The following is a 5,395-nucleotide window of genomic DNA, read 5'->3' on the forward strand; positions in this document are numbered from 1 at the left end:
CTGTAAGATTAAATCTTGACTTCTACAATTCATTCGTAAATTTGTCGAAAATTGAGGAATGGCTCCCCGGGCCGGACTCGAACCAGCGACCGAACGGTTAACAGCCGTTTGCTCTACCACTGAGCTACCGAGGAATATAGAAGTTATCTAAAAATTTTTAGATAACTTCTTATAACAAATCTTTATTATAACGTCTAGCGTTTTTTTGATATAAAATAAAAAAGTTTACTCATCCCCAATTTTCAACGCTGCGATAAAAGCAGATTGCGGGATTTCGATATTACCGTACTGTCTCATTCTCTTTTTACCTGCTTTTTGCTTCTCAAGAAGCTTACGTTTACGGCTTATATCACCACCGTAGCATTTAGATAAAACATCTTTACGTAGGGCTTTAATAGTCTCACGAGCAATAATACGGCTACCGATACTTGCTTGAATTGCTATATCAATCTGCTGTCTAGGAATTAAATCCTTTAACCTTACGCATAACGCCCTACCCCTCTGCTCGGCACGTGAGCGGTGTACGATTGTGGACAGTGCATCAACCGCCTCTGCGTTAACTAAAATCCCAAGCTTAACAAGTTCAGAAGGTTCATAAACATCCATTTGCCATTCAAAACTTGCATAACCTTTAGAACAGCTTTTTAAACGATCGTAGAAATCGTAAACTATCTCATTTAGCGGTAATTTATAAATTATTTTAGCTCTATTTGCTATATAGCTATGATCGAGCTGCACACCTCTTTTTTCTGTACAAAGTGATAATACTGTACCTAAAAACTCATCAGGTACCATTATAGTTGCCTTAATCCAAGGTTCTTCCATCGATTCGATTTTTTGCAAATCAGGCAAATCTACCGGGTTATGAATCTCTAAGCTTTCGCCATCCCGCATATGGATTTTATACACAACACTTGGAGCGGTAGTGATTAAATCTAAATCGAATTCCCTACTTAAACGTTCTTGGATTATCTCTAAATGTAGCAACCCTAAAAAACCGCACCTAAATCCTACTCCAAGTGCTGACGAGCTTTCCATTTCATATTCAAAGCTAGCATCATTGAGGCGTAATTTAGCAAGCGAATCCTTTAGATGCTCGAATTCTGCGCTATCTGTTGGGTAAAGCCCACAAAACACTACGGGTAGGTTCGACTTAAAGCCAGGCAGTGCTTGCTCGCAAGGTTTCTTCTCATCAGTTATAGTATCTCCGACTTTACAATCCGCTACTTGTTTTATAGAAGCAGTAAAGAAACCGATTTCGCCTGCATGTAAAACATCCGAAATATGTTTTTTTGGAGTAAAATATCCGACATTCTCAACTGTATAAACTGAGTTAGTAGCCATCATTTTAATACGCATATTCTTACGTAAAGTTCCATCAATAATACGTACTAAAATAACCACCCCGAGATATGGGTCATACCAACTATCAACAAGCAGAGCTTTTAAAATATCAGTTTTACTTTCTTTCGGCGGAGGTAATTTATTTACTATCGCCTCTAAAACCAAATCAATTCCTATACCGCTTTTTGCCGAAATCAATACCGCTTCACTTGCATCGATTCCGATTATATCCTCTATTTGCTGCTTCACCTGCTCAGGTTCTGATGCCAGCAGATCAATCTTATTAAGCACCGGTACAATTTCATGATCATTCTCGATTGCTTGGTAAACATTGGTAAGCGTTTGGGCTTCTACTCCTTGCGTACTATCAACTACTAATAACGACCCTTCACAAGCAGCAAGCGACCTACTAACCTCATAAGCAAAATCGACATGCCCGGGAGTGTCCATCAAATTAAAGTAGTAAGTATTACCGTCTTTAGCCTTATATACAAGCCGCACGGTTTGTGCCTTAATAGTTATACCTCTCTCTTTTTCGATATCCATCGAATCTAGCACTTGCTGACTCATTTCTCTAGCCTGCAAGCCGCCGCAGTGCTCAATTAACCTATCAGCTAACGTAGATTTACCGTGATCAATATGAGCGATTATTGAGAAGTTCCGTATATATTTTTGATTATTCATAATTATTGTGATATAATTTGCATTTTGTCATCCCCGTCATTGCGAGGAAATTACGTTAGTAATTGACGGCGCAATCTCAGGAGTATTATTTCATGAGATTGCCACGTCGCTTCGCTCCTCGCAATGACGAACGACGCAGGCAGTACTCACTTGCAATTACGGCTACAATCACGATAATATACAATAAAACCAAAATTTATAACAGAAAAAAATAATGAGAGCCGAAATAGAAAATTACGTAAAAAAAATTGAGCAGTCTTTAGAACTACTTTGGAGGTCACTTTGACGTTGAAGCATTAACTGAAAGACTGAAAGAGTTAGAAGAGTTAACAGCCGATCCGAGTTTATGGAACGATCAGGCTAATGCTCAAAAATTACTGCGAGAAAAAAGTATTCTAGAAGAAAAACTAAATGCTTTTAATAAACTCAAATCCGATTTAAAAGATGCTTTAGAACTTGAAGAAATGGCTGAAGCCGAAAACGACTCAGAAACACTTTTACAAATTGAACAGGACTTAAAAAATTTAAGTGTCATTGCTGCAAAATTTGAAACTGAGTGCTTATTTTCAGGTGAAGCAGACGGTAATAATTGCTTTTTAGAGATTAATGCCGGCGCGGGAGGAACTGAAAGTCATGATTGGGCATCTATCATGATGCGTATGTATTTGCGTTTTGCAGAAAGGCTCGGCTTTAAAACCGAGATAATTAATATGATTAATGGCGAAGAAGCAGGCATTAAATCATGCACGATTAGGATAATAGGCAAGCGGGCTTACGGCTGGTTTAAGACTGAAGCGGGAGTTCATAGGCTAGTGCGTATTTCTCCGTTTAATGCGGCAGGTAAAAGAATGACTAGCTTTGCAAGTAGCTGGGTATATCCGGAAATTGACGATAATATAGCAATTACTATTGAGGATAAAGATTTAAGAATCGATACTTTTAGAGCATCAGGCGCAGGCGGGCAGCACGTTAATACTACCGATTCAGCCGTACGTATTACCCATATACCGACAAATACAGTAACTCAATGTCAAAGCGATAGGTCGCAGCATAAAAATAAAGCTCAAGCTATGAAAATGCTTCAGGCAAAACTCTATGAGCTTGAAATGCAAAAACGTACAGACAGCGTTAATGAACAGAACGCCGCTAAAACCAATAATAGCTGGGGGCATCAAATCAGATCATATGTGTTGCAACCTTACCAAATGGTGAAAGATTTACGCACTGATTATGAAACTTCTGATACTAAGGGCGTACTTGACGGTGACCTTGAAGAATTCGTCTCCGCAAGCCTTGCTATGAATGCGGGTGGTAGGAGGTAAAATTTACGCAGTAGGTTGCTGTGCAAATTCTCCAACAGGCTGTTGGAGAATTTCCATGGAGTCAATGGATCAATTTTTCCGTCATTGCGAGGAGATGCATAGCATCGACTCGGCAATCCAGTTAAAAATACTAATATTATTAGTATTTTTCATTATTTTTCTAGATTGCGGATGTATAATTACTTTGTAATTTCCTCGCAATGACGGAAAATAGTAATACCGGTTACTAAAAGTTATTTTTTTGCTATCATGGTCAAGATGTGATATGACCTTTTCATATTTCAACCTTATTATTTTTATCACAATATGAAAAACTGCAAAAATTTTAACGTAGCTATTTCTATAATTATTATAAGAATAGTCTCGGTTCTAGGGTTTCAAAATTACCAAAAATATTCTCAAGATAAACATTTTGAGCAAATAATTAGCAATCTAAATAATCTAGAGTTTGATCCTGCTAATGAAAAAATCCGCAAGAATTTTATCTCTGAAATACAAAATATTTATGAAACCGAAAATCCTGAGATAGATAAGAATATAAAATATGTATGGGTTTTATCGGCAAGACATTCTTATACAAAAATACCGATTAATTCTGATGCTCAAAATATAGGAGCTGCAGATAAAGAAGACGGTTATAATAGGATGAGACTTGGCATAGAGATTGCAAGAGAAGTGACAGCTAAAAAACTTGATAAGCAAATATCTAGCCTAACATCTGAAGAATTACAAAAATACGGACCGATAATTTTGTTTAATGGCGGAGCTTATGATAATAGCTTACTAAAAGAAGCCCTCGATAAAAATATTATTACCGATTATCCAAAAGAAAATTTTTATATTTTTACATTACCTGAAGGACAGGTTAATACAGGCGGACAATTTAAAACTTTATATAAAGAACATGAACACGGTAATATCGACTTAAGTAACGCCGAAATTGCAATTGTTACTCATGCTTATCATTTTCCCCGTGTTAACAGGTATTTTGATAACAAACCGAATTTTGACTTTTTCTTCACCCATAACACCAAACCTATAATTTCTTAGTTGATCGGAAATTTGAAGCCTCAGGAGTAGATAATGAACTAAAACAGGAGCTAATAAAATTACCGGGCTATATAGAGAAAGGTTTTGTTTCAGAAAAATTAAATGCTAATATTTAGCAATGCTTGATTAATCAATTACTATCTCTCTTGCGTCTTGCTCTTTAATCTCAATGCGAGGTAGAATAATAGTAAGTATTCCATTCTTAAGGCTTGAAGAGATATTTGCCTGGTCTACATCTTCATATAATGATATTACATAATTAAAATTTTTATTCATATAATTATCTGAATCATCAGCTTTATTTTTTGCTTCTATATTCCCTGTAATAAATAATTTATTGCCGTTCACTTTAACCTTAATTTGACTTTTATCAAACCCAGGTACTTCCATTATAATAATATACTGCTTGTCTTTAGTAATAAAATTGCTTTTTATGCTATTGGATTCATAAAGCGGCAATCTATTTTTAAATAAATTATCAATATTTGTAATTTGATTATCTATTAAATCCGCTACTTGACGCAAAGGCGTCGCATGACCGGTGTCATAATTATTATTAGCCATTGCAATATTACTAGATAAAATAATAGCCGCTATAGACGGAATATATAATTTTGCACTCTTTAACATAAAATTACCTTTACATTTATTGCTGATATATTTAAATATATAAAATTATCTACTCAAAATTCAAGTCTTACATTTCCATAATTTGCTGAAAGTACGCTGCCCAAAATAAAAACTAATAATCCCCGCAAAAATAGTTTAGTAATCCTCCCATTTTGCATCGCAATAGAGAGTAGAGAGTTAAGTTGCGAGAGCTAATTTTTATATTGGTGTTATACCGCCAATAACCATATTAGGTCTTTCGTTATTATAAGACCAAAGCCATTGAGTTGCAAGATCCTGTGCTTCTTGTATATTAACAAATAAATACTGATTTAACCAACCATATCTTACAGTTCTAGGTCATGCCTCCATATTGCAGTTACGCC

3 protein-coding genes, 1 tRNA gene and 2 pseudogenes are annotated in these 5,395 nt (G+C 35.7%); 2 read left to right on the plus strand and 4 right to left on the minus strand.

Features of this window, described 5'->3' with window-relative positions; all coding sequences use genetic code 11:
- Window positions 1-59 precede the first annotated feature (59 nt).
- Both KYQ89_RS04815 and lepA read right to left on the minus strand, forming a co-directional pair.
- Window positions 60-134: transfer RNA gene (locus KYQ89_RS04815), tRNA-Asn, on the minus strand.
- Between the two features lie 91 nt (window positions 135-225).
- Window positions 226-2,028, minus strand: coding sequence for a translation elongation factor 4 (gene lepA / locus KYQ89_RS04820; protein ID WP_218460645.1), 1,803 nt, complete (start codon window positions 2,026-2,028; stop codon window positions 226-228).
- A gap of 214 nt (window positions 2,029-2,242) precedes the next feature.
- Here lepA and prfB point away from each other — a divergent pair.
- Window positions 2,243-3,350 (plus strand): peptide chain release factor 2 gene (prfB, locus tag KYQ89_RS04825; RefSeq protein ID WP_218460646.1). Its coding sequence is split into 2 segments (ribosomal slippage): window positions 2,243-2,311 and window positions 2,313-3,350, totalling 1,107 coding nucleotides; the frame shifts between segments, so codons are not numbered across the junction.
- A gap of 744 nt (window positions 3,351-4,094) precedes the next feature.
- Window positions 4,095-4,278: pseudogene (locus KYQ89_RS08330) on the plus strand (hypothetical protein).
- Window positions 4,279-4,526: 248 nt separating this feature from the next.
- On the opposite strand, the gene KYQ89_RS04835 reads toward KYQ89_RS08330, so the two are convergent.
- Complete coding sequence (locus tag KYQ89_RS04835; protein WP_218460647.1) at window positions 4,527-5,030, minus strand: Hsp20/alpha crystallin family protein; 504 nt, start codon at window positions 5,028-5,030, stop codon at window positions 4,527-4,529.
- Window positions 5,031-5,228: 198 nt separating this feature from the next.
- A pseudogene (locus tag KYQ89_RS04840) lies at window positions 5,229-5,366 on the minus strand (integrase core domain-containing protein); the annotation flags it as partial.
- Between the last annotated feature and the right edge of the window lie 29 nt (window positions 5,367-5,395).

Origin of the sequence: Rickettsia sp. TH2014 (assembly GCF_019249195.1) — a bacterium.
Classification (GTDB): domain Bacteria; phylum Pseudomonadota; class Alphaproteobacteria; order Rickettsiales; family Rickettsiaceae; genus Rickettsia; species Rickettsia felis.

Bases quoted from the DNA above. Each gene is read 5' to 3' on its own strand.
- lepA (WP_218460645.1), bottom strand. From the start codon at position 2,028: ATGAATAATCAAAAATATATACGGAACTTCTCAATAATCGCTCATATT.
- KYQ89_RS04835 (WP_218460647.1), bottom strand. From the start codon at position 5,030: ATGTTAAAGAGTGCAAAATTATATATTCCGTCTATAGCGGCTATTATT.